The 26,876-nt window shown below is 37.6% G+C and carries 20 protein-coding genes; 2 read left to right on the top strand and 18 right to left on the bottom strand.

From position 1 onward, the window contains the following. Positions 1–206 precede the first annotated feature (206 nt). On the top strand, positions 207–1,049 hold the full coding sequence (locus tag BHF68_RS14820; RefSeq protein WP_069644449.1) for a deoxyribonuclease IV: 843 nt from the start codon (positions 207–209) through the stop codon (positions 1,047–1,049). Here the strand turns inward: BHF68_RS14820 and BHF68_RS14815 are convergent, their stop codons facing one another. The 5 genes from BHF68_RS14815 to yunB form a co-directional block, all read right to left on the bottom strand. Beyond that, positions 1,050–2,132 carry a GerAB/ArcD/ProY family transporter gene (locus BHF68_RS14815; RefSeq protein ID WP_069644448.1) on the bottom strand — a complete coding sequence of 361 codons (1,083 nt, stop codon included), beginning with the start codon at positions 2,130–2,132 and terminating at the stop codon, positions 1,050–1,052. It abuts the gene before it with no gap. A 22-nt stretch (positions 2,133–2,154) separates the two neighbouring features. Further along, complete coding sequence (locus BHF68_RS14810) at positions 2,155–2,370, bottom strand: hypothetical protein (RefSeq protein ID WP_069644447.1); 216 nt, start codon at positions 2,368–2,370, stop codon at positions 2,155–2,157. 1 nt (position 2,371) lies between these two features. Next, the gene (locus BHF68_RS14805; RefSeq protein WP_069644446.1) at positions 2,372–3,517 is read right to left on the bottom strand and encodes a Ger(x)C family spore germination protein; all 1,146 of its coding nucleotides are present in this window, start codon (positions 3,515–3,517) and stop codon (positions 2,372–2,374) included. Next, positions 3,514–5,040: a spore germination protein gene (locus BHF68_RS14800; RefSeq protein WP_069644445.1), complete on the bottom strand. Its 1,527-nt coding sequence runs from the start codon at positions 5,038–5,040 to the stop codon at positions 3,514–3,516. Before BHF68_RS14800 ends, BHF68_RS14805 begins: the two co-directional genes overlap by 4 nt. 68 nt (positions 5,041–5,108) lie before the next feature. After that, positions 5,109–5,837 carry a sporulation protein YunB gene (gene yunB / locus BHF68_RS14795; protein WP_069644444.1) on the bottom strand — a complete coding sequence of 243 codons (729 nt, stop codon included), beginning with the start codon at positions 5,835–5,837 and terminating at the stop codon, positions 5,109–5,111. Between the two features lie 353 nt (positions 5,838–6,190). Here yunB and BHF68_RS14790 point away from each other — a divergent pair, with 353 nt between their 5' ends. Then, positions 6,191–9,256 carry a transglycosylase domain-containing protein gene (locus BHF68_RS14790; protein ID WP_069644443.1) on the top strand — a complete coding sequence of 1,022 codons (3,066 nt, stop codon included), beginning with the start codon at positions 6,191–6,193 and terminating at the stop codon, positions 9,254–9,256. A 95-nt stretch (positions 9,257–9,351) separates the two neighbouring features. On the opposite strand, the gene BHF68_RS14785 is transcribed toward BHF68_RS14790, so the two are convergent. The 13 genes from BHF68_RS14785 to pheT form a co-directional block, all read right to left on the bottom strand. Further along, entirely contained in the window at positions 9,352–10,386 is a 1,035-nt protein-coding gene (locus BHF68_RS14785; RefSeq protein WP_069644442.1) for a 5-oxoprolinase subunit C family protein, read from the bottom strand. After that, positions 10,379–11,122 (bottom strand): LamB/YcsF family protein, encoded by a 744-nt coding sequence (locus BHF68_RS14780; RefSeq protein WP_069644441.1) that lies wholly within the window; start codon positions 11,120–11,122, stop codon positions 10,379–10,381. The genes BHF68_RS14785 and BHF68_RS14780 overlap by 8 nt, the downstream gene beginning before the upstream one ends. After that, entirely contained in the window at positions 11,103–11,870 is a 768-nt protein-coding gene (gene pxpB, locus BHF68_RS14775) for a 5-oxoprolinase subunit PxpB (RefSeq protein WP_069644440.1), read from the bottom strand. Before pxpB ends, BHF68_RS14780 begins: the two co-directional genes overlap by 20 nt. Next, positions 11,864–14,248, bottom strand: coding sequence for an endonuclease MutS2 (locus tag BHF68_RS14770; RefSeq protein ID WP_069644439.1), 2,385 nt, complete (start codon positions 14,246–14,248; stop codon positions 11,864–11,866). Before BHF68_RS14770 ends, pxpB begins: the two co-directional genes overlap by 7 nt. Before the next feature lie 10 nt (positions 14,249–14,258). Continuing rightward, positions 14,259–16,790, bottom strand: coding sequence for a U32 family peptidase (locus BHF68_RS14765; RefSeq protein ID WP_069644438.1), 2,532 nt, complete (start codon positions 16,788–16,790; stop codon positions 14,259–14,261). 48 nt (positions 16,791–16,838) lie between these two features. Next, the gene (gene polX, locus BHF68_RS14760) at positions 16,839–18,545 is read right to left on the bottom strand and encodes a DNA polymerase/3'-5' exonuclease PolX (RefSeq protein WP_069644437.1); all 1,707 of its coding nucleotides are present in this window, start codon (positions 18,543–18,545) and stop codon (positions 16,839–16,841) included. 99 nt (positions 18,546–18,644) lie between these two features. Further along, positions 18,645–20,441 carry a bifunctional diguanylate cyclase/phosphohydrolase gene (locus BHF68_RS14755; RefSeq protein ID WP_069644436.1) on the bottom strand — a complete coding sequence of 599 codons (1,797 nt, stop codon included), beginning with the start codon at positions 20,439–20,441 and terminating at the stop codon, positions 18,645–18,647. A 16-nt stretch (positions 20,442–20,457) separates the two neighbouring features. Continuing rightward, positions 20,458–20,871 carry a response regulator gene (locus tag BHF68_RS14750; RefSeq protein WP_069644435.1) on the bottom strand — a complete coding sequence of 138 codons (414 nt, stop codon included), beginning with the start codon at positions 20,869–20,871 and terminating at the stop codon, positions 20,458–20,460. Then, positions 20,861–22,162, bottom strand: coding sequence for a sensor histidine kinase (locus BHF68_RS14745; RefSeq protein WP_069644434.1), 1,302 nt, complete (start codon positions 22,160–22,162; stop codon positions 20,861–20,863). Before BHF68_RS14745 ends, BHF68_RS14750 begins: the two co-directional genes overlap by 11 nt. Next, positions 22,146–23,312, bottom strand: a complete 1,167-nt coding sequence (gene ercA, locus BHF68_RS14740; protein ID WP_069644433.1) for an alcohol dehydrogenase-like regulatory protein ErcA — start codon at positions 23,310–23,312, stop codon at positions 22,146–22,148. The genes BHF68_RS14745 and ercA overlap by 17 nt, the downstream gene beginning before the upstream one ends. 223 nt (positions 23,313–23,535) lie before the next feature. After that, entirely contained in the window at positions 23,536–24,078 is a 543-nt protein-coding gene (locus tag BHF68_RS14735) for a CvpA family protein (protein WP_069644432.1), read from the bottom strand. Between the two features lie 28 nt (positions 24,079–24,106). Beyond that, a complete protein-coding gene (zapA, locus tag BHF68_RS14730; RefSeq protein WP_069644431.1) occupies positions 24,107–24,361 on the bottom strand; it encodes a cell division protein ZapA in 255 nt (84 codons plus the stop codon). Positions 24,362–24,433: 72 nt separating this feature from the next. After that, entirely contained in the window at positions 24,434–26,869 is a 2,436-nt protein-coding gene (pheT, locus tag BHF68_RS14725; protein ID WP_069644430.1) for a phenylalanine--tRNA ligase subunit beta, read from the bottom strand. Between the last annotated feature and the right edge of the window lie 7 nt (positions 26,870–26,876).

The following is a 26,876-nucleotide window of genomic DNA, read 5'->3' as shown; positions in this document are numbered from 1 at the left end:
TTGCATGATAGACATTATAACACGATAAAAATAAAGGTCAATAGTTAATTACGTATTTTAAAAAACATTTTACAAATTTGACGAATTATCTATATAAATGTACATTAAAAACATAGCTAGCAACTGGATATAACATTATGTAATAACAAATCAAACACTATAACTAGCAGAGTAGTTATTTATAGTAGAGATAGGAGATTATTTAGATGAAGATAGGTGCTCACGTATCATTTGCAAAAGGTTTTCACGGCGCTATTAAAGAGGCGGTTGCTATGAACGCAAGCGCGTGCCAGTTTTTCACACGCAGCCCAAGGGGCGGTAAAGCGAAGGAGTTAGTTGATGCAGACATATCTAAGGGACAAGCTTTAGCTTTGGAAAATGGTATCCATACATTAGTTATTCATACACCCTACATAATAAACTTGGCGGCTCCCGTTGAGGCAACCTTTACAGCAGCAAAAGAAATCCTGAGCTTAGACATAGAGCGGGCAGAAAAGCTAGGAGTTCCATTTGTTGTTGTTCATACTGGCTCTCACGCTGGCAGCGGAGTTGAAGCTGGGATAAAAAGAACTGCACAAGCATTAAATGAGATTTTAACAGGCGAGGAACAAACAACGATTCTCCTTGAGATGATGGCAGGCCAAGGCTCTGAGCTTGGCTCTAGCTTTGAGCAAGTTGAAGAAATTCTAAGTCTTGTAGAACACTCTGACAAAATCGGTGTCTGTGGCGATACCTGCCATATGTATAGTGCTGGTTTTGACTTAGTAAACAATCTTGAAACTATATTAGATGATTTTGATGCTCGAATCGGGTTAGACAGATTAAAGGTATTTCACCTTAACGATGCAAAAATGCCACTTGGCAGTAAGAGAGATCGGCACGCAGATATTGGCTACGGAACAATGGGCGGACAATTTTTCAAAGATTTCGTAAGAAACAAGCGCCTGCAGGATGTCGCTTTTATTTTAGAGACACCTACAGGCGTATACAAGGAAGAGATTGCTTATATTCGTGATGAAGCAGACTTGCCAGTTATAGAAAAATTATAACTATAATATTTTTTGCTTTCGCATTTTGATTTCAAGAACTAACCATAAGATTAAGGGTATTAATAATTGAAATGGGAGCGCATAATATTTATATATTTCTGTCGCCCAGCTAAACATTTCAATTGTATTATTATAAATAATGACTGCAAAGCTCATCATTAATAGACCCGTAGGAAAAACAAATATTTTATTATCATTTATATTAAACAAGGCCGCAATGCCTCTTGTAGCAACAAGTAAGCAGATACTAATCTTTATCAGACCACATGCTATACATATTATTGCTGTCAGAACTTCAATTCTTTGTAGAAACGTACCAACCTCGATTAGTCTTGCAGCAGTGTGTGCTGGAAAATAGTATAAAGACGCGGCCGAACCTAATACTAAAACATTTTTAACAGATGATAGTAAAATCATACTACCAGCTATGAGCAAACTATAAAGATATACCTTACGCAATCCAACTTTACCATTTATTTTATCAAAAACCATTATAAATAAAACTGTTTCCGCAAAAGGAAATGCAAAAACAGTAGAAGTATTGCTTATAACTGGCATTATTCCGTATTCAAAAGTAGGCCTTATATAGATTGGATTCATAATAGGGATTGATAGCATGATTACTAATAGTGAAACCAAGAGTAATATTGGGAAAAATAAAACAGTCCATCTTCCTATTACTTCGATTCCGCTTTTTACAAAATATATTGTAACAATCGTCATCAATGTTAACGTGAAAATTTGCGGTGTTTCTGGAAATGATACAATTTGAATATATTCAGAAAAGTTTCTTAAAACTAGTCCTCCTAAATGAAAGGCATACCAGGTGTATAACATAATTATGAACTTACCGAAAAATGTTCCAAATACGATTTTTGATATAGTAAATAGGTTTTCCCCTGGGTAAAATTCAAGGATTCGAGCATACATAATAAGCACTGGTATCACTAATAACATAGACAGTATGATTACAATCCAAATATCTTGTTCAGCGCCCCCACCAACCCCAAAAATAATAGCACTACCTGTAATAAACATTACGATTGTAAAGATTGCTTGTTTACTATTTACTGTCTCTAACATTGGCTCACCTTATTTAAAATAATTATAGACCAAAAATCATTACGATAAATCTTTCAAGCGGTTCTGCTGGGCTAGGTATTGCTATTCCAAAGCTTATAAGCATTATTAATGTTATACCTATACTCCAAACAGTTAGATATATCCCCATCTCTTTCCATCGTTTGTTTCCATACAATGGAGGTAATTCAAAAATTGCAATTACGATATATAGAAATACAAAACCGAATGCCTGTGCCATGCTAGTCTCCCACTTGAATTGATTTTTTACTTAAAGCCGTATTAATTATTTCTAAATCAACTTCTACATTTACAGATAAATTTCTGAATTCTTCCTCCCAGTTTTCAATATCTCGCCATACCTTATGGTTTTTTGTTTTTACTAAATTACCGAATCCAAAAACATCTGCACCATAGTCTGCTTGAATCATTTTTATCAAATCGACTATATCTTGTTCTAACTTTTTATTCGCTTCCCTCTTTACGGCCTCTAACATTTCCTCGTCTATTTCTCTATATTCCCTACTAACCTCTGCTAAAGCAACCTGACCCGATACATCAATTTGAATTTCCAACTGACCATTATATTCAGGTGTCAATTTAGTACCTGTTTCTAATATTTCCAATGCAATATTTGTATCTGCTTGACCTTCAATATTTTCTATAATAATCAGACCTCCATCTATTTGATCTGTAATAAACAGAAAAGTTTTTGTTTGGTTCTCATCTAAATATCCCACTAAGATATCTTGTTTAAAAATTGCAGTTCCCTGAATTATTGAAAAATCTCTTTTGTTAAAATGTTCAGTCTGTATTACTGGCAGGGTAGCAGAAATTCCTTCACTAACTATATTATTAATTAGTTGATGAAAGCTAACTTTAGGTGCTTTTGCTAAGTTAGATTGGGACTCTAACATGCTTTCTATCTCATACGAGTGGATACCTGTAAATATCCTTTCATGCTTCAATATTTTACTAGCTGTCGAATCTTTGGCAATTAATACCTTTGTTGAGATTCTTGGTTCTGCATCTCGCATTAAAAAATCAAGTGTATGCACAATTCCCTTCTCAGCTACCTTTTCACTTATAATTACAATATCCATGTGTGGAAAATATAACTTCTTAGGGAATATCATTATCATATTCCTGACAGAATCAAATATTGTTTCACCTTCCATTTCCAGTATTTTCGATTCTGGATCCATCTCCTCTTGTTCTTTAGGTATAACAATTTTTACAGTAATAAGATAGTTTTTATTTTCCCCTTCATCAATAGCCAGCCCAGTTATTATCCCTAGCTCATCTATATCCTTATAGTTCCAACAGCCTGTAAGCAGTATGACCATACAAACTATAATAAGCTTTTTAACAGCTATTAATTTTATCATTTCGGATTTACCCTCCCAGCATTTTGCCTTTTTTTATTTCTTATGGCTATAAATTCTGGACGATTTTTCATAAACCACCACGGCATCCTAACTGCAGTGTCTTGTAAATTCTTTAAATCCATAATATTTATGTTTGTCATATAAGGCACCCCAAATGATCGCAAATTTAGTAAATGAATAAGTACAGCAGCTAACCCAAAAACAAAGCCGTACATCCCTAATAATGAGGAAACAAAAATAAGAAATACACGCAAAAGAATCATCGAGCCAGTAAGTGCTGGAAGCATAAGCCCCGTAATCCCAGACATTGCTATGACTATTACCATTGGAGCACTTACGAACCTAGCTTCAACTGCTGCCTGACCAAGCACTAAGGCACCAACGATGCTCATAGCTTGTCCAATATAGGTAGGCATTCGTGTGCCAGTTTCTCGCAATACTTCAAAGGCAAACAACAACAGCAATGCTTCCAGAATCGCCGGGAATGGTATACCCTGCCTAGCATTAAAAATATTTAATAGTAATGGTGTTGGAATCATTTCTTGATGGTATGTCGTAATTGCAATATAGAGTGCTGGTAGCGCAAAACTTATAAAATAAGCGGCTATTCTCATAAGCCTATTAAAGGACGAGTAATAGAAATTTTTATAATAGTCATCAGGTGATTGAAAATATTCAATAAACAAATGTGGTATTGTCAATGCCACTGGTGTTCCATCTACTAATAAAGCTATCCTTCCTTCTAAAATTTTAGCAGCAACTACATCGGGCCGCTCAGTTGTTCCAATCGTCTTATATGGAGATAAGGGTTCGTCTTTAATTAGCTCTTGTATATAACCTGAATCAAATATTCCATCTATTTCAATATCCTGCAAGCGTTTTCTTAGCTCTATTAATATTCCTTCATTTACGATACCTTTAACATAACATAGTGCAACTTTTGTTTTTGTTTGTAATCCTATTTCATCAAATTCAAACTTTAAGTTTGGTGTTTGTAACTTACGCTTTACCATCGACACATTTATCATTATTGCTTCTGTAAACCCTTCTTTAGGGCCTCTTAGTGTCTTTTCTGCTTCTGGTTCTTCTATACTTCTAGATTTCCAACCTTGTGTATCTATAATCAAAGCTTCGTTTGAGCCTTCTAATAACAATACTGTGTTTCCACATACTACAGCCTGTGTAAGTTTGTCGATATTCGAAGATACTTTCACATCATTAGCAACTATCACTCTGTTAGCTAACTGCTCAATAATAGTCTCTTGACTGTCAATATAAATTTGTTTGGATTCTGTTAATGGAGTTATTATATTATCGATAATGAATTGATTATCTACCATTGACTCAGTATAAATTAACTGGGCTTTTATGCTGAAAATCGTTGAATTTTCTGTTTCGTTTTCAATATAGCGATATCTTATTGTTTCATCATTAGAAAATATTTCTTTAAAATAATTAATGTTAATAAATAAACTATTGGAAATATATTTTTTTGCAAATTTAAGTTTTCTAGTTACCTTCATAAAAAACCACCTTAAGCAAGTAATGCTCTCAGTGGTAATATTTACTCATTTTTCTTTTTTATACAGCGTTAATTCTGCAACTGGATTGGCGGGAAGATGTTAGGGGCCTTCGGTCTGACTCCACTTCCCTCACCAGATCCCTCACCAATTGGTATGCCGCGACCATCATAGAAGAATTGTGGCACTTCCCCTATGTACAATGAATATGCAATTGGCAATCTAGTTTCAATGACCGTCTCTTTCGTATCAAAAGGAATAACAATCTTCACCATAGCCCTTATATCTATATAAATGACGTGTAATGTTTGGTTTATTCCAGCATCTTCAAAGCTCCATTTAACATCTGAAAAAGCAGCCCCTTGCGGAACTATTGTTATCGGAATCGTTGGCCCATACTGCGATAATATTGCTGAGTTGAATGCCATACCTAATGGCAAGCGAATAACTTCTCTTTCTATCATATTTAAAGTGTTTTGCACACGAATTGTAGTTGACGATGAAATCCTTGATACTTCTGTGAAGTTTAATTGCGCAAATGACACCCTACCTTGATTATCAATCTGTATATCTAAAAGTCTTTGATAATCAGTCTCTTCAGCAATTTTTTTACTTATAGCGTCATTAATTGCTTCAGTTGCTATTTTCTTTGCTCGTATTTCAGCTATGGAAATTAGATTTGGACGTAAATTTGTTTCTACATAATAAAATGCAGTTATAGCAAAATACATCGTAATTACTAAAAAAACAAATACTATTATAGAACGTCTTTTTGTTTTAGATAAACGAAAAAAGGGCATGCTCCAAACACCTCGCTTACAAAATTCTATGCGAAAAGTTTGGAAAACTACCCTGCTTGTTTCAATTAATATTATTTAATTTTGCAAAAAGTATTAGCGTGTTCTATTTCTCCTCGTAATCTATCATTACTTTCCCCTATCTATCATTGCCATTCCACCATATACTGTTTAAAATATGCTAAAAGCTGTAATACTGGTATTGATATATAGCTAAATCAAAAAACCCGTCACTCCAAATTATTTGTCTTTTGTCGCTATCTATAAATTATGTTATAATGAAATATGATTTTTTGCAAATTCGCAAGCCATTATATATAGGTTTATTTTGCTTTATAGAAGAGAGGAGTTCCTACATGACTGAAAGAAAGTCACCTGCACTTAGTGCAGAACGAAAAAAACAATTAAAAAAGGTTGGGAAATTATTTTGGAGTGGCTTTAAGCTATTTCTAGTATTTGCTATTATTATAGGTTTCTTTGCTGGGGGTGCCGTCACTGGTTATGTTGCTTCTTTAGTGAATGGTATGCCTACTCCATCACAACAGGAAATTAGAGAACAAGTAAATGCTGGATGGCAGGTAGGCTTTGCCTACTTTGATGACAACACTGAAATAGGTCAGTTGCGTGCTGAAGAAAACCGCAGAACTGTAACCTTAGATGAAATCTCACCTTATTTAATTGATGCATTTATTGCTACTGAAGATCGAGATTTCTTCAATCACCCTGGTGTAAATTTCACTGCAGCCGTTCGTGCTGTAAAACAAAATGTTCAGGCTGGTACGATTGTTAGTGGTTTTAGTACAATTACACAACAGCTTGCACGTAATACTTTTCTAACCCATCAACAATCAATGGAAAGAAAGGTGCGTGAGGTGTTCCTTGCATTACGCATGGAACGCGCTTTAACGAAAGAAGAAATCTTAACAGCCTATTTAAATAAAATATATTTTGGTAGGGATGCCAATGGTTCAAATATTTATGGCGTTGAAGCCGCTTCTACTGCATTCTTTGGCATTGAGTCAACTGACTTAAATTTAGCACAGGCTGCTATTATAGCTGGCTTACCACAAAATCCGCATGGACATAATTTATATCGCAACTTAGATAGTGCTATTAGTCGACAGCAGCGAGTTTTAAACTATATGCTGATTAATAATTTTATTACGCAGTCAGAATATGCTGAAGCTTTAGAGTACAATATAGAAGAAAATTTAGTAAGGCCGCAGCTGCGCGCCTATTCTAAATATCCATTCTTAATGATGGATATTGAAGATCGAGCTGCAGAGGCATTGGTGGAGTCAGGTTTGTACGATAATAGAAATGACGCACATTACGCAATACTTAGTAGTGGTGTCCATATTTATACAACGATTCAGCCTGAGATGCAAACAATAGTAGACTCAATTATTAGTAATCCTGAAAACTTCCGTGCAAACATTGATTATAATCACCCGATTACAGGTGAATTAATTGAGGATGCGTTACAAGAAGTAGGAGTAACTGTGCTTGATCCAAAAACAGGCGCTATCTGGGCCATGGGTGGAGGTCGTGATTTTAATCGAAGCCAAACAAACCATACCAGAGTTACCCGTCAGCCAGGATCATCTATTAAAACTTTAGCCGTATTTGCACCAGCCATTGAAAAGAAAATTTTAATGCCTGGAACTATTATCGATGATGTGCCATTTGTTCGCCCTGACCCATCATCTAGAACGGGAGAGTACTTCCCACAAAACTGGGATCGTAAATTCCACGGGTTAACAACTGCAAGGGTTGCCCTGCAATGGTCTTATAACATTCCTGCATTAAAGGTATTCGAACAGCTATCTCCACAGGTAGGAATGGGCTACGTTGAACAACTAGGAATAAACACAATAACAAATGGTGATAGACATCAGTTAGCATCAGCTATAGGCGGTATGGAGCGAGGCGTTACAGTAGAAGAGATGACTGGTGCTTATGCTACTTTCGCTAATAAAGGTGTGCATAATCAGCCGTATATGATTAGAAAAATCACAGACATTAACGGCAATGTAATCTACGAGCATCAACTTGATCCAACACCTGTGTTCTCTGAACAAACGACTTACATTGTCAATGACATGCTACGTACCGTAGTAAGAAGTGGTACTGGTGGTCGAGTCGGTTCTATGTTTGGTAGCAGGGACATTGTAGGTAAAACAGGTACTACGAACGAAACAAGAGATTCCTGGTTCCTAGGCTATACGCCAGATATAGCTGCAGGTGTATTTATCGGCTATGATATTCCAACGCCAATGCCTAGCAGTGAGGGTTCACGTTCGACGATAATATTTAACCTTGTAATGAAAGATATAATAGAAAAGTTTCCTGAGCGTTTTCCTGCAAGCAGTCGCTTCCAGGAGCCAGATAATATCGTTCGCGCATATATTTCCACAAAGTCTGGCAAGCTTGCAACCCAAGAATCTCAAGAAGCAGGCTGGTCAATGACAGATATATTCGTAAGGGGAACCGAACCAATTGAGTATTGTGATGTAGTAGTTAAAGCTGAATATGTGGAGGTAGATGGTAAGAAGTATTTACCTAGCCCTTATACTCCAGCTGATCAAATAAAGACTGGATATTTTATTAAGCGACCTGTACCGTATGAATTACCAGATAATAACTCAATCTATAGACCTTTAGATGCTGATTTAGAGCTACCAACGGAAATAGATCCTTTGCATAGCCCTGATTTAATGCCACCTGTATTACCTTCAGGGTTACGTATATCAGAACATTCGCCGTCATCTGTAACATTACGATGGCCGCCAAGTACAGATCCTGATTTACAGGGGTACATTCTAGAGCGTAGCAATTCAGCAATGGGTGTCTTTACTCCAGTTCACGATGGTATTTTAACTAGTACATCCTTTGTAGACCAATTAGTCTCTGATACAGTAACGTATTACTATCGTTTAAAAGCGATAGATGACCAAGATAGGGAGTCTGCACCGAGTAATGTTGTTAGCATTCGTCCTGGAGTTAACCCTCCTAGCGTACCTACTAATCCAACAATAACTGAATCACCATTGGGTATAACAATATCTTGGGACAAAAACAGTTCTGTTGACAAGATTTTCCGATACAAAATATACCGTGCTAACTCGGAGTCAGGACCATTCGAATTTATCGGAGCAACTCCTGACAGCCGTTACACTGATGTTTCTGCTGAGGTTACTGGACTTTATTGGTATTACGTAACTGCTGAGAACGATAGCGGTGAGTCTGCAAGGTCTAGAACACTAACACTAGTAAAGCCAGATACGACTCCACCTGAGCAACAACCAGAGAATGGTAACGAAGATAACGGTAGTACTGGTAACAATGGGAATAACGGCAGCAACGGTAACAATAATAATATAGAAGAACCAGAGCAAAGCGAAACTACACCAAATGATTAAAGTCGATATGCAATAACAAATTATATACTATTATAGAAGGCCAAGAAGATTAAATACTCTCCTTGGCCTTCTGTTTGATTTTCATTAAAGTTTATTTATCCATTAATGATTCCCTCTAAGGTGGAATAAATCAGTTCTTGTTTTTTATATATCGCCTGCGCCTCTTCTATGGATACCGCAGTGAAATATACATGCTGCAAATGGCGTAGCTGAGCAACCTTAGGCAGGTCTGCTGAAATTACGCAAGCAATTTTTGCGTATCCCCCTGTTGTTTGACTATCCACGCCGAGAATAACAGGTTGACCGTTCGCAGGAACTTGAATCGCACCATACGCTACGGCATCTGTTATTATTTCTTGCCCGCCAGCTTGATGGGGGGATGCCTTAAATTCAAGAGGCTTTCCTTGAAGTCGTATTCCCATTCTATCGATATCTTTTGTCACTTGATAGCTATTTGATAATAAAGCTTGCACGCTTTCTTCTGCGAAATATTGTTGCTGAGGACCAAGTATTACTCGCAATTCCACATCTTGAATATTTATGTTAGGTCTTAATTTATAAGATAACGAGTGATAATTACGCTCCTGATAGTTAAAAGCTTTCTTAAAACTATTATTACTTGCTTTGCTATTATTACTTGATCTATAGCATATTTTATCACCGACCTGTAGTCGCTTCCCAGCTAATCCGCCTAGTTTAGCTTTCGTGTAAGTAGCTACACTCCCTAAAACTTGTGGTACTTGAAAACCACCTTTCACTGCTAAATATGCTCGACAACCCTGTTTTGCTTGACTAAAAGTCAATATGTCTTCGGCTTGTATTTTTATCCGTTGCCAAAGCTTTGCTGGTTTTTCATTTATCATAGCCCGAAAATCTGCCCCTGTTATCACTATCTCAGTTGGTTGGGAAAAGCTAATTGTTGGGCCTACCATTGTAATTTCGATACTAGGGTCATTTCGATAGTTCCCTAATAATAGGTTCCCAATCGTATATGAGTAATTGTCCATAGCTCCACTCACAGGTACACCCTTAGACCGATAACCATATCGACCATTATCCTGCAGGGTGTCATATAATCCTGCTTTTTCTATAGTTGCTGTAGCGCATACATCGACACTTTGATTATTCATGACTGCAATTTCCTATTGCCTGAATCTTTACTCCTGCATTTATCAGGCCCATATTCAAGGATTTAGCAAATATAACTGCATCACGATTGTCACTATGTATACAGATTGTATCTGCTTTCAGAGTCTGATTTTCTATAATTGCTTTACATTGTAGAATTGCCGCTTCTGCATCTACTATGATTGCATTCTTCTCAGTCCTAGGTGTAAGCGTTCCATCAGCATTATAGGTTCTATCGGCGAATATTTCATTCCCAACCCTTAATCCATTCTCTTCAGCTGTACTAATTAGGATACTATTAGCTAGGCCAAAAATAATGCTCTCTGGTGTCGTATCATACACAGCTTCGACAATTGCCTTAGCAACTGCCTTATCTACTGCCGCTAGGTTATAAAGTGCACCATGAGGCTTCACATGCTGTAAGCTTGCACCTAACGCTTTAGTCATAGCTTGGGTAGCACCAATTTGATAGACTAGCATATTATATATTTCTCTGGGTGTCATAGGTATATGTCTGCGTCCAAATCCGATTAGGTCTGGATATCCTGGGTGTGCACCAATTGCTACATTATTTTCTAATGCCTTAGTGATTGTTTGTGCCATCACATTGTAGTCTCCTGCATGGAACCCACAGGCGATATTTGCTGAGGTTATATACGGAAAAATTTCATCGTCGTTGCCAAATGAATAGATTCCATAGCTTTCTCCCATATCACAATTAATGTCTATGCTGCTCATGCTCTACCCTCCCATGAATTTCTTCATACTCATCCCTATCAATTGACTTGAATATCAGCATATCGCCAGCATTGAGCAAAAAGGGTGTATCGCTTGCTGGATTAAAGATTTTCAAAGGGGTATGCCCAATTATTCTCCAGCCACCTGGACTGTCAACTGAATAGATACCCGTTTGTTGATTAGCTATACCAACGGAGCCTGCTTTCACATTCAACCTTGGTTCAGCAAGTCTTGGTGTTGCAATCTTCTCAGACATTTCACCAAGGTAAGGAAATCCAGGTGTAAAACCAATTATATATACTAAGTATACAGGCTCTGCATGGATTTCTATCACCTGCTCAGCTGTAAGCCCATTAGTGTAAGCTACATCTTCTAAGTCGGGGCCATGCTCACCACCATATAGTACAGGGATTTCTATCACTCTATCGGAAACTTTAAATGTATCTTTAGCATTAGATAAATCTTTAACATTAAGTATATCTATAGTTTCTGTTAAATTAGTAAAAGTAGAAAAATGCTGCCTCTCTAGCTCTTTGCAAATGCACACTAGCCCCTCATAAGATATAAGCAAAGGCCTATAGAAGACAGTTAGTGTGTTGTATCCAGGCACAGACTCTATAATAAATTTGTGTCCTTGAGCTTCTAATATGTCAAGGAAGCTACGAATCTTGATTATAGTTGCTCTGTTAATTTCTTTAGAAAATTCAATTCGCAGGCCACTATCACCTAATGGCTGATAGCTTAACATAACGTAATCACCGTTACTCCCATACCACCTTCATTAGCTGCTCCAAATCGAGTGGCCTTCACCCTTGGGTGATGTTTAAGATAATCCTGTACCCCTGCACGAAGTGCCCCCGTGCCTTTACCATGGATAATCGATACCTCGTGTAAACCAGCTAGAATCACCTTATCGATATATTGCTCTATTTCATAGATAGCTTCATCAATTGTTTTACCCCTTAGGTCAAGCTCCATTTTGACATTTTCATGCTCTTTTTGAAGTCTGACAATTTGCTTACTCTGGACAATCGGTTTCCCCTTGATTTTTTCTAAGTCGTCTCTTTTTAATGTTACTTTCATAATTCCAACTTGGACAAGGTACTCCGTGTCTGATACCTTTTTAAGAATATTACCCTTCTGTCGAAGCGATTTAACCTGTACTTCATCACCTAGTTCTAATTTCACTAATTGTTTAGCACGTAAAGCAGCGTTATCATTGGCGTCTTTGCTCCCTAGGTTCAGTTCGTCAAGGCCCTCAAGCTGCTTCTTTTTTTCTATTAACAGATGATCTTTAACTGCTGTAGACTGTTGTTTTTGCATTTCTCTTAGCTCATTAATCATGTCTTCTGCTGCTTGTTTTGCTTTAGCAACCTCTACCTTTGCCCGTTGCTCAAGCTGCTTAATTTTCTTATCCTTCTCAATTGCAAATTTTTCAAATTCTTTCTCGAGTAAGCTGCGTTCTTCTTCTAATTCCTGGACTTGAGCTTTTATCTTCTTTTTCTCCTGCTCTAAACCTCTGCGTTGCTCTTCTAAATCGTCTAATAATGCGTTAACATCCTGCTGCTCACGACTTAAGAAGCCTTCCGCTAATTTAATATGTCGATCGCTAAGGCCTAATCGTCTTGCTATTGCTAATGCGTTACTTTTGCCTGGAACACCAATTAAAAGCCGATAGGTCGGACGCAAGGACTGAATGTCAAACTCAACGCTTGCATTTATCATTTGCGGCATATCGAAGGCAAAGTTTTTCAATTCACTGTAGTGGGTTGTCGCAATTGTAGTAACTCTTTGCTTATGAAGGTCTGTAAGAATAGCCATTGCTAGTGCTGCCCCTTCTTGTGGGTCTGTACCAGCACCTAACTCGTCTAGCAATACTAAGCTTTTAGGCGTAGCTACCTTTAATATATAAATAATATTTGTCATGTGCCCTGAGAAGGTTGATAGACTTTGTTCGATGCTTTGCTCGTCACCGACATCAGCATATACACCGTCAAATATAGAAAACTCACATTCTTCCTCTGTTGTAGGCTGAACTCCAGAACTCACAAGTAGTGATAAGAGTCCAACCGTCTTAAGTGTTACGGTTTTACCCCCTGTATTTGGACCAGTAATAACAATCGACCTATATTCCTTACCTAATGAAATATCTACTGGCACAACTTCTTTATCAGGTAATAATGGATGCCTTACTTTAATTGCGTTAATAATTCCTTTATCATTAAGCTTTGGAAATACCCCTCGTCGATCATTTGCATAGATAGCCCTTGCAAAAACGAAATCTAGTTCCATAAGATTATTAATATTTGTGATAATTTCCTGTGCATATACGGCAACCTTATCCGTTAATTCCTTCAAGATACGGTCAACTTCATTTTTCTCTTTAACCTCAAGCTCGCGCTGCTGATTATTCAAAGCTACAACCGCCTGAGGCTCGATAAACAAAGTAGCTCCACTGGAGGATTGATCGTGGACAATCCCACCAAACACACCACGGTATTCTTGTTTAACAGGAATTACATAACGATCGTTACGGGTTGTAATAATTAAATCCTGTAGCATTTTTTGGTGATTTGAATTGCGAATTATATCCTCTAGCTTTTGCCGAGCTCTGCTTCTGACAGTATGAATCTGTCTGCGTATTTGTAATAATATTGTAGATGCCGTATCCTTCACTTGACCATTATCGTCGATGCAAGCGTCTATGTCTTTTTCTAGCTGTGGATGTGCCTGCAATTGCTCATAATAGGGATACAGTGCTGTCTTATCCGCTTGCACAAGCTTAGCATGATTCTTCCAATAGTCCTGGAAAAAGTTAATCAGTAAACGTGTTCCCCTTAACGTGCTACTAATATTTAATAGTTCCTCTTCATTTAAAACACCTTGAATATTGGCTCTATGTAGTGGCGCACGGATATCACGAATACCACCAAAGGATATTGGCCCTTTAGTATTAAGAATTGCTTTCGCTTCCTTCGTTTCTTGCTGTAAGCGGATTGCAACATCAAGTTTGTTTGTTGGGGCCATTTGTTCCGCCCGTTCTTTACCCAGACTTGTTTGTGCACGTTCTGCTATGAGTTGGATGACCTTTTTATATTCTAGTATTTCTAAATCCTTTGTTCGCATGTGTTTCCCCCTATTTTACACCACGTTGCCAATGTCCCTTTGTAATGTTTTCCCCATATTCTTTCGTAAGCTGCAGATGCATATTCCTTAATTTGTCACTGATTGCATCTGAGGCTCCCGTCTGCTTACTGTCATTGAAGACAATTCTAAATGCTTCAGCATATGTCTCTATTACTCTTAATTGTTTAGCTTCCTCTATGAAATCTCGACTTATATCTACAATGTAGCCACTGTGTTTATGCTTTTTAAGTATAGCTAATTCCTGCAGCAGGGTTGTTACCTGTGAGTTATATATTTCTACCTGGCCAAATTCATTTTCGATTGTTGGTAAATTGTAGCCTTTCCTATCTACCAAGATTTCATATTTATTGCGTTTGTTGTGTTTTTCACTAGCAGTTGAATTCTTACAGCTCTCAGATAGCAAGGAATGTTCACTTATCATTAGACGATACCTACTATGAATGTATACTTCTCCCAGCCTTCTAAACTCATTCAATTGTTGCTGATTTAGCTCCACTGACAAATTAATCGCTAGCGGATTTGTACCCATCAGCTCGCGATAAGCAAGCTTATTGAATACATTCATGCCCACATCATATACAATACTTATTTTGGGGTCAATTGTTAGTATTAGCTCCCGTTGACCAATTTGATTTACAACAAATCCTGTAACCCCAGCATTTACTGCCTGTTTTATTTGCATCCTTGCTTGCTCCAACTGCTGCTCTTTTACCATTGCAGTTATTACATAATACACTGGAATTGCGCCAGCTTTTTGAACTGCTTTTTTAAGGTTTTCTATTGTGCCAACAAAATATATCCGCTGATACTGTTTCGAAACGCTTCCCGCTATGTTCGGGTCACCTATTTTAGCAATTAATGCTGGTTCATACTTTAATGCAGGCTCATAACCCCAATTTATGCTAGTCTCACTATAACTATCAGTAAGCCCGTTATTAGAAATCTCTTGTAAGTCCTGAAACTTATAGGGTGTTCTGTCAATCCTTTGAACTGTGCACTTATCAACTGCTAGTCTTCTTAAATCGTTTAGAACACTGCTTGGAAGCATTACTCCAGGCTCTACATCCGTCTGTAGCTCCCTCAATATAAACTCTGTATTACCTAAACGTTGCAGCTGTTTTGCAATAGCTTCCTCGGTAATTGGATGCTTATGTGCCTTCTCAATAGTATAGTCAGTGGTTACTTCCCCTTTATTATTATCTTCATCTGCATATTCTAGGCAGGGTGACTGGCCTGCTTTAGCGATTAATTTGAAGTCGATTGCTATTTTAGGTGGCTGATCAGACTCCACTATTTCCTGGGAAAGTTTTTTATCAAAACTCTTATAGATAACGTCGCCTTTAGTGATTGTTTGTTTGCCAGCTACTTTGTTTTTTATTTCCCACTCACTTAATGGTAGCTCGACTTTAGTACCTGCCTTAGCCTCGGTCGTTTGCATCCCGTTAACTATCATATCAGTTACGGTAAAACCAAAGCCATCACCTTCCTTGGACTCTATATAGACGCCATCTCCTATGCTTAAATGCTCTTCAAGCCAAATAGTTAATATGCGCTGTTTCCTGTTAAATGCCTGTATTTGTCCAATTGGTATCCCTTTGTTATTATGGCGATCCAAGCTAATTAACTCTGCGCCTAAGTCACCTGTTAAATACCCTGGAGAAAATTCACGGTTAAAGATTTGTCTAATACCCTTTGATAAGCCGTCTACAGCTTCCGCAATATTGTTTGGCTGGGTATTTTGCGACAGTTTATTCAAAATTTCTCGATATGCCTTAACAGTGTAAAACACATAATCACGGTTTTTTAAGCGTCCCTCAATTTTCAATGTATGAACACCTGTGTTAACTAATTCCGAGAGCTGAGGCATGCCAAACATATCCTTCGGACTTAACAGCGTTCCAGACTTGCTGTCTAATTGGTAAGGAAGACGGCATGGCTGCGCACACTGACCCCGATTCCCACTACGCCCACCAATCAGGCTACTCATTAAGCATTGTCCGGAGTAGCTAAAGCATTGTGCACCATGTACAAACGTTTCAATTTGGATATCTGGATGTGCAGCTACAATATCAGCTATTTCACTTATTGTTAGCTCCCTTGCTAAAACCACTCTGCAAAATCCTAGGACTTTTAATGCTTGTACTCCATAACGATTAGATACAGTTAACTGCGTGCTAGCATGTAAAGGTAGCTCTGGTAATAGCTCCCGAACAACTTTCGCTACGCCTAAGTCCTGTACTATGACCGCATCTGGTGCCATTGCGGCAAGCTCCTCTATATAACGCCTTAGCTTTTTAAGCTCATCATCTCTGACCAATGTATTGATTGCAACAAATACTTTTCGGTTATAAAAATGAGCATAAGTAATGCCTGCTTGCATTTCTTCATATGTAAAATTTTTTGCCCCTGCACGGGCACTAAATGCCGGCCCGCCTACATATATGGCATCAGCCCCTGCATGGACAGCCGTTTTCAAAATATCTAACGACCCTGCTGGGGCTAATAGTTCAACGTTTTCCATATAACCTCTCCTATTTACTACTCAGTTTAATACTATTTGCTGTTTCGTTTAATCCTGTTTACTGTATCGTTTAGCGTGCAAATATTCTAGCAGCTCTTGCTTGCTTTTCGTATTTAATATATCCTTTGCCTCAAGTCCTGCTCTTCTAGCAACCGCTACTCCTAATTCCATATCATGAAGGGCCTCCTTATCATGGGCATCGGTGTTTATACTTATTAGTAAACCATATTCCTTAGCTGCTTTTCTAGCATTTTCTGCATTTAAGTCTAACCGATCAGGGCTTGAATTGATTTCTAGGCATGTTTTTGTGTTTTGAGCTTTTTTAAATATTCTATCTAAGTCAATATCGTATCCTGCTCTACGGGCAATTAACCTACCAGTTGGATGTGCTAGAATGTCAACATACGTACTATCTAAAGCTGCTAAAAATTTATCTGTCTGCCGCTCCTTATCCTGCTGAAACCCAGTGTGAATGGAAGCAACCACAAGCTCGACTTTTTCTAAAAATTCTTCATCAAAGTCTAAGGATGTATCTGTTAAAATATCCATCTCTGTGCCTGTAAGTATTTGGAATTGCTTGTCAAATTGTTTGTTTAGATTTTGTATTTCTCGCTTTTGCTGATTCCACTTTTCAACCGTAAGCCCCTTAGCTATTTTTAAGGATTGTGAGTGGTCAGTAATTGCAATATACTCATACCCTAATTCCATTGCCTTTTTAGCCATTTCCTCAATCGAATGGATTCCATCGCTATAATGGGAATGCATATGTAAATCCCCTTTAATATCTGATAGCTGGACTAAATTCGGCAGCTTATTATCTGCAATTGCATCCAAGAAGGGTAGCTCTCTAATCTCCGGCTCTACATATGGCAATTCCAGCGCCTGTAATAATTCTTGTTCTGAGGTCCAAGCTTGATTTAAATCTACATTCTTCTGTTTGGCAGTTTTGTTTATAAATTCCAAGTATGACCTAGAACCTGTTTGCTCGTGTAAAGTATAAATATAGCTCTCTGGTTTTGCAAGCTTAAATCTAACGGGCAGATATATATTATATTCCATGTGCAATGTCAAGCTGGACTTATCCTCTGTTAACAGCTTATGTATATTAGGCAGCTTCTTAATAGCTTCAACTGTCGCTTGGACATCATCACAGCTTATTACTATGTCTAATTGATTAATGGTATCCTTCATTCTTCGTACATCACCAGCAGTTGATATGTTGTTTATGAGTGATTGTTCTTTAAACGCCTCAACAATTGATTTAGCTAAAGGCAGCACAGAATCAAGTGTAAATTCCGTTGGTGGCTTTGTTAGATGCTCGATTCCAGCTGCAACCCTCATTTCAAATTTAGCTCCAATGCCTGGTATTTTACGAACCTTGCGTGCCTTCACAGCCGCAGCTAATTCCTTTAACGAGGTTATTCCTAGGTGTTTATTTAATAAGCGAATCGATTTTGGTCCTACACCATTTATTTTTAACATAGTTAAAAAGTCATCATGTGTATCTGCGCGTAATTTTTCATATTTGCTAATTCTACCAGTTTCTATATATTCCTCTACCATAGCTAGAATTTTTGATCCAATGCCAGGTAAGCTTGCCCGTTTATTTTTTGGTAGCTCCCGAATTGACCCTGTTAGTCCTTCTATTGTAGAGGCAGCCTTTTTATAAGCAATCGCCTGAAAATCTTTACCACCCTGTAGCTCTGTTAAGATTGCGATTTGCCTTAAGTACCACGCAATTACATAATTGTCCAAAAGAATCACCCCATTAGCCTAATTCATCTTTAATTTATTACTTTAGTTCATTTTACTAGTATGCTCTACAAAAAAACAAAAAACACCTGTAATTAGGTGTTATAATTCACTTTCTAAGCTTAAAAACAGCTCTACTAGCTTAGGGTCAAACTGTATGCCCTTTTGCTTATTTATCTCTTCTAGTGCTATTTCCTTAGACATTGCTTTACGGTAAGGTCGATTACTTGTCATCGCGTCGTAAGCATCAGCTATAGCTAAAATTCTACATTCCAATGGGATCTGCTCATATTTATTGCCTAGTGGATATCCTTCTCCATTCCACCATTCATGATGCTGTAAGATTAGACCAGCAATATGCTGTAATTCTGATGCAGATCTGGCAATTTTTTGCCCAATCTCACTGTGTGTTTTCATGACCTCTAGCTCTTTTCCCGTTAGTGGACCTGGTTTAAAGAGAATTTCATCAGGTATTCCTACCTTGCCAATATCATGGAATCTAGCAAATAGTCGTAAATCAGTAATTTTCGATTCTGGTAATTGTAGCTTTTTGCCCATCAATACAGCTAGCTCTTCCATACGTTCCATATGTTTCTCAGTTTCGAAATCACGTACTTCTAATGCTTTAATAAGCATTTGTACTATTCCACTTCTAGTGCTTTGCGCCTTATGGAGTTTTTCACGATACATATGATTATCTGCTTTTCGATAGGTTTCTATAATCGTATCTTCTCCACTACTATAATGATAGCCAATTGAAAGACTAATAGGCAGCTTATCATGTTCATCATTATAAGTCTCCATGGCATCACATATCGACTCAATAGAGTGTTTAAATGCATCTAAGGAAATTTTGTGCATTAAAATTGCAAACTCGTCTCCTCCAACCCTTGCTACAGTTGCACAAGTAGGTAAGCTAGCTTTCAATAGCTTACCTACTTGCTGTAATAGCATATCTCCAGCCTCATGACCTAAGGAATCATTAATCATCTTTAATCCATCAATATCACATACCACTATACCGACTGGGTATGCAGCTATAGATTCTAATATGTGCATTTGCTTCTCTAGATGAATACGATTATTCAGTCCTGTTAATGGGTCATGATGACTAAGGTAGCGAAGCTCATTCTCCAAATTTTTTCTTCCTGTAATATCTCTACCAACAAACATAATCGTACTAATTTTATTACTTGCGTCGTGCTCTGGTATGAATTGCCAATCAATCCATCTGTCATTCGCAGTTTGTATTTCTTCATTTATTGGCTTTTGATTTCCCATAACCTTAGCCATAGCATTTTCCGATTCTGCTGACGGAATTAAGGAACTGATATCTTTAATTTCTTTTCCAGCTAGTGTTTCTATGATATTTTTAAAATATAGTTCTGCAGCCTTATTAGCGTAATTTATAATACCTTCATGTGTTATTCTGAGAATATAATCAAGTGAATTTTCTGCTAGTTTTCTGAAGTTTCTTTCTTTTATTTGAAGGTTTCTTTCAGCTTCTCGCTTTAAACGACGAACCTTTGCTTCCTGTAATTCTCTTTTTATCACTGGCGCTAGCCTAGTGGTATTTTCCTTCATTACATAGTCATGGGCTCCAGCCTTCATTAATGCAACAGCCTGCTCTTCACCGATTGTCCCAGAGACAACTATGAATGGCAAATCATAGCCTAACTCCTGTAAGGTTTGCAAGGCAGACATAGCATCAAAATCAGGCATAGCATAGTCACATATAATTAAGTCCCAAAAAGCACCTGTTAGTTGCTCTATCATATCTTCTTCGGTTTGTATACGAGTATATATTAAATCGATCCCCGCTTTTTTCAACGCCCTAGTTACAAGTATTGCATCATCTTCTAAGTCTTCAATATATAGAACCCTTAATGCATTTGCCATCTTCCAATCTCCTCTACTAGCCTTCGGATGGTAATCTATTTATATTAAGCCAATAGGCCCCAAGGCTTTTAACTGTACTTGTAAAATCACTGAAATCAATCGGTTTGTTAACATAGCTATTTGCCCCTAGTTGATAGCTACGGGTTATATCTGCATCTTCCTTAGATGACGAGAGAATAACAATGGGAATATTATTTAATCCACTTTTGCTACGCACATAACTTAAAACATCCATACCACCCATAACAGGCAAATTGAGGTCAAGGAATACTACATCTATTCTGTCTTCGCTTTCAATCGCCTTAATAGCCTCAGCTCCATCTCTTGCAATAATTATTTTGTCAATAATATTGTTCTTTCTTAGAGCTCTGACCATTAATACTTCTTCATCTGGGTTATCTTCGACTAAGAGAATTGTTTTATAAGCCATCTTCTTCCCCCTTACACACATCATCGTCCAAGTAGTGATCTAAAGTAAAGTAAAAAGTTGTTCCAGCACCAACATTGCTTTCAGCCCAAATGTTGCCTCCATGTCTTACAATAATTCGTCTAACAGTAGCAAGACCAATTCCAGTTCCCTGAAATTCGTTATCCTTATGTAGTCGCTGAAATGGCGTAAATAACCTATCATAGTATTTCATATTAAAACCTACACCATTATCTTTGATGTAATAGATGGTGGTGTCATTTTTAATTACCGTTCCAAACTCTATAATAGATATCGGCTTATCCTGAGAATATTTTAGCGCATTTTCCACTAAATTATCTATTGCTATTTTAAGAAGCTGGAAATCCCCATTACAGTATATATCCTCTGCAACATTAATTTGTAATTTATCATCTCTATGCATTGCATCCTGGAATCTCTTAAAGCTTTTTGTTACAAGCTTACTCAAATCAATCACTTCGTATTTCATATCTATTCTTGTAGATCTTGATAACAAGAGCAGGTTATCAATTAGATTACCCATATGCTGTGTGGCTTTCATTATTCTGCCTAGATAGTCTTTACCCTCATCATCCACTACGTCACTATAATCTTCGTATATAGCTTGACTAAAGCCGTTAATCGTTCTTAACGGTGCCCGCAAATCATGAGAGACTGAGTAGCTAAAGGCTTCCAGCTCTTTGTTAGCTGCTTCTAGCTGTGCCGTCCTTTGTCGGACCTTCCGCTCTAGCTCAACATTTAATTTCCGTATTTTTATCTCTGCTTCTATATGCTTTGATATATCCCTTGCAACGGCGATTATATAATAGGTATCCTCCCATTCTACAAGCTTTAATTTAATTTCAACTGGATGCTTTTTTTGCTGCTTATCAGTTAAAGCCGTTAATAAAGTAATCCTATATTCATCATTATTATCTAGTGTATTATTGAATATTTTATCTATCGCTTGTTCAATCCATTTCGAAACATGGGTGCCCGCGAATTCATTAATAGGTAATTGTATGAATTCGTCACGAGTATAACCAAGAAAATGACATGCAAACTCATTAACATCCTCTATAGTCATATCTGGCACTTTCATAAAGAATATTAAATCATTACTTTGATTTAATATAGCCTTGAATTTCTCAAGCTCTTTAAGTCGACGCTGTAGCTCTGGGTAGTAGCTTTTTTGAATAGATACTTCCCCTAGTCCTATCAGTTTTTCTCTCAAACCCTGGGTGCCCGCCTCTGTTCTATTATCTTGTTCAAATAGATTACAATGCTTTTTCATAGATTACCTCTATATCTTTTATATTGGCTTTCCTTGGATTTGTGTGTAAGCAAGGATCTAAACTAGCCTTCCTTGCAAGATGTGGTATATCTTCTTTCTTTACACCTAATTCACTAAGTCTTCTATTTAATCCAACGCTACTTTTTAGTGTTTCAATGGATTCGATAAGCTGCTGCTTAATCTGTTCATTATCTATATTATCTGTCCTTATTCCAATAGCGTTAGCTATATCATTGTACCTTGTTGGAGCCGCATCATAATTATATTCAATTACTCTCGGTAATAGGATTGCATTACATTCACCATGTGGTAAATCTAGAAATCCACCTAAACTGTGTGCCATTGCATGAACTGCCCCAAGTATAGCATTTGAAAAAGCTAATCCTGCTTGCAAGCTTCCATACATTGTTTTCCCTCTTAATGTAATATCCTGTGGAGTAGCAACTGTATCAGATAGGTTATGATATATATAACGAATTGCTTCTAACGCATGTAAATCAGTTATGGGAGAGCTTGCATTTGAGACATAAGCTTCGATTGCATGGGTAAACGCATCCATACATGTACAAGCTGTAAGATAAGGAGATAATGTAAGTAGTGTTTGTGGATCTATTAAAGCAACGTCTGGTACTACCGTTTTACTTACAATGGCGATTTTAACTTGATTGCTAGTATCTGTAATAATGGCAAACTGCGATACATCCGCCGAAGCACCCGATGTAGTCGGTATGCATACTAGTGGCGGAATAGGCAAAGTAACATTATCCACACCCTCATAATCCAAAATGTGCCCACCATTTGAAGCAACGATACCTATACCCTTTGCACAATCAATTGGGCTGCCGCCACCAACAGCAATAATTGCTTCGCATTTTTCTTGTATGTATATGTTAGCCCCATCCATTACTTCCTGCTCGCGCGGATTCTCTGACACATCCGAAAAAATTTCATAGCTGATACCTAAGCCTTCTAGCGTATTTACCACGTCGCCAAAAATTGTAGTCCCTAAAACACCTGAGTCAGTAACTAATAGCACACGCTTAGCACCAAAGTTTTTAGCATATTGACCTGCCAGTCTCCGAGCTCCTACTCCAAATATAAACTCTGGGGCAACAAACTTTCTTAATTCTAACCCATTAACGAAAGACATTCTTAACACCTCCGCCAACCATATATTTGAACTACCATTAATCACTATTAAATAATTACTATTTACTATTTTTATTTGGTTATATTATATCATATACCCTAGATTGGAACACCTATAAATAAAGAAAATACAATTCACGTGAAAAAAGCTACCCAAAAGGTAGCTTTCACATTATATAATTCTATTTAATAAAACATTCCTGATAAAACAATTGCATTCCTGTTTAAATAATTGCTTCTTGTAGCAAGCTTATTATTTTTTCTCTAACAAAGCCGAATTCCGCCATTACATATTGACTAATTATAGATTGCTCTATAATGTTCTGGATTGCTTCAATCGGTAGCATTGCTCCTATATTAACTGCTATTACTGTAATTATCATAAACTCAGCAAAGCTTAACATAAGACCCAAAATACGATTGAATGTGTTTAGAACTGGTAACCGACAGACTACATCTAGTGTCCGCGCAAATACCATCAGTCCTATTCTTGAGCCTATAAATAATAAAGCAAAGGCAATCGCCGTAGCTGCCATTTCATTAACTGATACACCCAAAGGAATTGGCAACGAAAACATTTCATGCAATTCTTGCATGTTAAAGAACGGTCGTATGATTTTTGCTACTATTGGATAAAACATGTATGCTATCGCAACAGCCGCTATGACACTAATTAAGCTAATAAACTGCAGAATAAATCCTCTACGATAGCCTCTATTGACGGCCACTATAAGAAAGATAATAATAAGTAAATCAATGAAATGCATAACTCACCCACTTTTTCTCTGAGCTTGATTATCCTTCTTGCTTTTCAATCAATTTCAATAATTCATCATATTCCTCTTTAAGTCTAAAGTATTCATCCGCAATGTTTACAGCTGTTAAAACAGCCACCTTGCGTCCATCTAATCTTGGGTTACTCTCAGATAATTGATTCATTTTATCGTCTACATAACCTGCAACTAGACGCATATGGTTTGAAGAAGCTGTCCCTTTAAGTGTGTAATGCTGACCAAAAATTTCGATTGTGATTTTGTTTTTATCGGACATAATGTTCCCTCCTAGATACATTATTCCTCTTATTCGAGTTATATTACCAAGATTCCTTCCTGTGAAAAGAAATTATTTTCTAAGCTCAGCCTGCCATTTCGACTCTAATTCAGCTAATATACTGTCAATTGATACCTGAACTTCCTCATCAGTCAAAGTCTTTTCTCGATTTCTGTAGGTAAGGGAGAAAGCAAGACTCTTCTTACCTGCTTCGATACCTTTACCTGCATAAACATCAAACAGTTGAATATCGATTAGCAAGTCTCCCCCAGACTTCTTAATAGTATCCATTATATCAGACGCATTCGTTTCCTCGGCTATAACCATTGCAATATCCCTTTTTATCGCAGGATAGCGCGGAAGACTCTGGTATTGTATTTTGAAATTAGCGTGCTCTAACAGCTTTTCATAATCAAGCTCAAAGTAATAAGTCTTTGGCAAGTTAAATTGCTTAATTACTTTAGGATGCAACTGGCCTATATACCCAACTTCTTCACCATTAATCTCGATAACTGCCGTTTGTCCTGGATGAAGTGCTGGCTTTGTAACAGGTCTATAACTAATTCCAGACTGATTTAGCCCAAGATAGCTAAATAGCTGCTCTAGAACTCCTTTAACATAGTAAAAGTCAACTGCTTGTGTTTGATTTGACCAATGGAGACCATTAATATTGCCGTAAGCGATCCCCGCTACAGTAATCTTCTCCTCTGGAAGCTCCTTAAGTGGTAGCTCTTTCGGCCTAAACACCTTGCCAAGTTCAAACAGTTTAATTGCCTCGTTTTTATGATTACTATTATACTGTGCTAGCTCTAGCATCGAAGGCAGCATTGTAGTGCGCAAGTGACTACGTTCTTCTGATAGTGGCATCTTTAACGGAATCATCTTCTGATATATATCATCGTTTAGCTCTAGCTCCGTAACTCTATTTGGATTGATAAAGCTGTAAGAAACGGCTTCATACCAGCCCGCTGAAATCAAGCAATCACGAACTCGCCTGCGAGCTTGCTGTTCATCCGTTAAACGTCCCTGTGTAGACTGTCCAATTGGCAGCGTAGTAGGAATGTTCTCATAACCGTATAGACGGGCTACTTCCTCTGATAAATCTTCTGCTATCGTTATATCTCTGCGTCTAGTAGGTACACTGACTAGCAGCTCGTCTCCCTGCTCTTTCACTGTAAATTGCAAACGATTAAATATTTCTATCATCTGCTCTTTAGTGAGTTCTGTACCAACACGTTGGTTAATGCGATTAACTTCTATTGCAACAGGGCTATTCTGAACCTCTCCAGGGCTAGAATCAACTATCCCCTGTACAATCTCTCCTCCTCCTAATTGCGCCATTAATACAGCAGCGCGGTCTACAGCTTCTGTCACTATGTTAGGGTCTGTGCCCTTTTCGAAGCGAATACTTGCTTCTGTACGTAACCCAAATGCCGTAGATGTTTTCCTGACGCTAACAGAATTAAAGCATGCAGATTCTATAAAGATATTCTTAGTTTCAGACGTTACCTCAGAATCATAACCACCCATTACACCAGCTATTGCAATTGCTTCTTTATCATCAGCTATTACCAGCATATCTTCTGTTAGCTTGCGCTCAATTTCATCTAATGTTTTAATCATTTCATTAGCTTTTGCACGTCTAACAACCACTTTTTGATTAGCTAGGCGGTCGTAGTCAAAGGCATGTAGAGGCTGCCCATACTCTAGTAGGATTAGATTAGTAATATCAACGATATTGTTAATAGATCTTATCCCTGCAGCCTGCAGTCTATTCCTTAACCACATTGGCGAAGGTCCAATAGTAACACCCTTCACAATCCGGCCAGCATAACGCGGGCATAACTCTGAGTCTTGAACGTCAAGTGTAATCAGTTTATCTATATGCTCCTGCTCTAACTCAGTCATTTCCACTTGCGGCTTTTTAACCTGTTTGTTAAGTAACGCTGCCATTTCATAGGCGACTCCACGCATACTTAAACAGTCAGAGCGATTTGGCGTCAAATCTAATTCAAGAACCGTATCATCTAAATTAAATATAGGTCGCACATCACTACCTAATGGATAATTTTCAGGCAGCACGTAAATACCGTCTTGAAGTTCCTTAGGTATATATTTATTTTCTAATCCAAGCTCTTGTCCAGAGCAAATCATTCCCTGTGACTCAACACCCCTGAGCTTTGATTTTTTTATTTTAAAATTTCCTGGCAGCACAGCTCCTACCTTTGCCACTGGCACTAACTGATCTTTTGCAACATTTGCCGCCCCACATACGATTTGTAGCGGCTCAGACTCCCCTACATCTACCGTACAAACACGGAGCTTATCCGCATTAGGATGCTGTTCTGCCTTTAGCACTTTACCTACTACCACACCTTGTACACCCTGATCAAGTTTATCTATACTGTCTACTTCAATTCCAGCATTTGTTAATTTGTCGGCAACAATCTCTGGAGTGACATCAGTAAGATCAATCCATTCACTTAGCCATTTGTATGATACATTCATTGTCTAA

This window comes from Desulfuribacillus alkaliarsenatis, assembly GCF_001730225.1.
GTDB classification, from domain to species: domain Bacteria; phylum Bacillota; class Bacilli; order Desulfuribacillales; family Desulfuribacillaceae; genus Desulfuribacillus; species Desulfuribacillus alkaliarsenatis.
The sequence above is the reverse complement of the archived record's forward strand: the minus strand, read 5'-3'. Positions and strand labels throughout refer to the sequence as shown.

What these genes read in the sequence shown, in the direction of transcription:
- pheT (WP_069644430.1), bottom strand. Translation starts at nt 26,869, where the DNA reads ATGAATGTATCATACAAATGGCTAAGTGAATGGATTGATCTTACTGAT.
- BHF68_RS14785 (WP_069644442.1), bottom strand. Translation starts at nt 10,386, where the DNA reads ATGAATAATCAAAGTGTCGATGTATGCGCTACAGCAACTATAGAAAAA.
- BHF68_RS14735 (WP_069644432.1), bottom strand. Translation starts at nt 24,078, where the DNA reads ATGCATTTCATTGATTTACTTATTATTATCTTTCTTATAGTGGCCGTC.
- BHF68_RS14810 (WP_069644447.1), bottom strand. Translation starts at nt 2,370, where the DNA reads ATGGCACAGGCATTCGGTTTTGTATTTCTATATATCGTAATTGCAATT.
- yunB (WP_069644444.1), bottom strand. Translation starts at nt 5,837, where the DNA reads ATGCCCTTTTTTCGTTTATCTAAAACAAAAAGACGTTCTATAATAGTA.
- BHF68_RS14750 (WP_069644435.1), bottom strand. Translation starts at nt 20,871, where the DNA reads ATGGCTTATAAAACAATTCTCTTAGTCGAAGATAACCCAGATGAAGAA.
- BHF68_RS14820 (WP_069644449.1), top strand. Translation starts at nt 207, where the DNA reads ATGAAGATAGGTGCTCACGTATCATTTGCAAAAGGTTTTCACGGCGCT.
- BHF68_RS14790 (WP_069644443.1), top strand. Translation starts at nt 6,191, where the DNA reads ATGACTGAAAGAAAGTCACCTGCACTTAGTGCAGAACGAAAAAAACAA.
- BHF68_RS14800 (WP_069644445.1), bottom strand. Translation starts at nt 5,040, where the DNA reads ATGAAGGTAACTAGAAAACTTAAATTTGCAAAAAAATATATTTCCAAT.
- BHF68_RS14755 (WP_069644436.1), bottom strand. Translation starts at nt 20,441, where the DNA reads ATGGCAAATGCATTAAGGGTTCTATATATTGAAGACTTAGAAGATGAT.
- zapA (WP_069644431.1), bottom strand. Translation starts at nt 24,361, where the DNA reads ATGTCCGATAAAAACAAAATCACAATCGAAATTTTTGGTCAGCATTAC.
- BHF68_RS14765 (WP_069644438.1), bottom strand. Translation starts at nt 16,790, where the DNA reads ATGGAAAACGTTGAACTATTAGCCCCAGCAGGGTCGTTAGATATTTTG.
- pxpB (WP_069644440.1), bottom strand. Translation starts at nt 11,870, where the DNA reads ATGTTAAGCTATCAGCCATTAGGTGATAGTGGCCTGCGAATTGAATTT.
- BHF68_RS14770 (WP_069644439.1), bottom strand. Translation starts at nt 14,248, where the DNA reads ATGCGAACAAAGGATTTAGAAATACTAGAATATAAAAAGGTCATCCAA.
- BHF68_RS14780 (WP_069644441.1), bottom strand. Translation starts at nt 11,122, where the DNA reads ATGAGCAGCATAGACATTAATTGTGATATGGGAGAAAGCTATGGAATC.
- BHF68_RS14815 (WP_069644448.1), bottom strand. Translation starts at nt 2,132, where the DNA reads ATGTTAGAGACAGTAAATAGTAAACAAGCAATCTTTACAATCGTAATG.
- ercA (WP_069644433.1), bottom strand. Translation starts at nt 23,312, where the DNA reads ATGTCTTTCGTTAATGGGTTAGAATTAAGAAAGTTTGTTGCCCCAGAG.
- BHF68_RS14805 (WP_069644446.1), bottom strand. Translation starts at nt 3,517, where the DNA reads ATGATAAAATTAATAGCTGTTAAAAAGCTTATTATAGTTTGTATGGTC.
- BHF68_RS14745 (WP_069644434.1), bottom strand. Translation starts at nt 22,162, where the DNA reads ATGAAAAAGCATTGTAATCTATTTGAACAAGATAATAGAACAGAGGCG.